The sequence below is a fragment of the Vibrio sp. 10N.222.48.A3 genome, from assembly GCF_041475345.1.
Taxonomy (GTDB): Bacteria; Pseudomonadota; Gammaproteobacteria; order Enterobacterales; family Vibrionaceae; genus Vibrio; species Vibrio tasmaniensis_A.
The window spans coordinates 1-617 of record NZ_JBFRVX010001261.1 but is presented as its reverse complement, the minus strand read 5'-3'; the positions used below and the strand labels follow the sequence as shown (position 1 = coordinate 617).

Annotated in this window: 2 protein-coding genes; one reads left to right on the top strand and one right to left on the bottom strand. The window is 41.8% G+C overall.

Annotated elements, in window-relative coordinates; genetic code table 11:
• Nucleotides 1-181, top strand: a 181-nt coding sequence (locus AB4653_RS25515; protein WP_372105621.1) for a cold-shock protein, incomplete at its 5' end; no start/stop codon positions are given.
• Between the two features lie 325 nt (nucleotides 182-506).
• On the opposite strand, the gene AB4653_RS25510 is transcribed toward AB4653_RS25515, so the two are convergent.
• The coding region (locus tag AB4653_RS25510; protein WP_133154503.1) for an endoribonuclease YicC domain-containing protein at nucleotides 507-617 on the bottom strand (111 nt) is incomplete at its 5' end.

Below are 617 nucleotides of genomic sequence, written 5' to 3'. Positions count from 1 at the left end.
GTTTAACGAAGAGAAAGGTTTCGGTTTCCTAACTCAAGACAACGGCGGCGCTGACGTATTCGTACACTTCCGTGCTATCGCTTCTGAAGGTTTCAAGACTCTTAAAGAAGGCCAACAAGTGTCTTTCGAAGTAGAGCAAGGCCAAAAAGGTCTTCAAGCTGCAAACGTTGTAGCTGCATAAGATTTTAAGTCGACGCAGGTTGCATTAGCAACTTGCGTCACTTTCTCTCTCAAACCAGTTTTCCTTCAGTTTTACCGTAACACTCTTCTCCACTTGCAATACCTCCTCTAAATATTAAAAATCCTTTTGTACACCTGATCCGTTCTATCTATCGCTGTATCTATTTTTTGTGCTAAGTACATCTCCGGGTAATAATTTGCTCACTTAGTCATCCTGATTGTCATTATTGTGTCCATAAAAAAAGCCCCTAAAACTAGGAGCTTCTCTTGATCTAATCAACACTGATTCAGCTAGTGACTATCCACACTGTGTTACTGACGAACTGTTATTCAATGTTCTGGATCTGCTCACGCATCTGTTCGATAAGAACTTTAAGCTCAACGCCCGATGCTGTGATGTCTGTGCTGATAGACTTAGACGCTAGCGTGTTTGACTC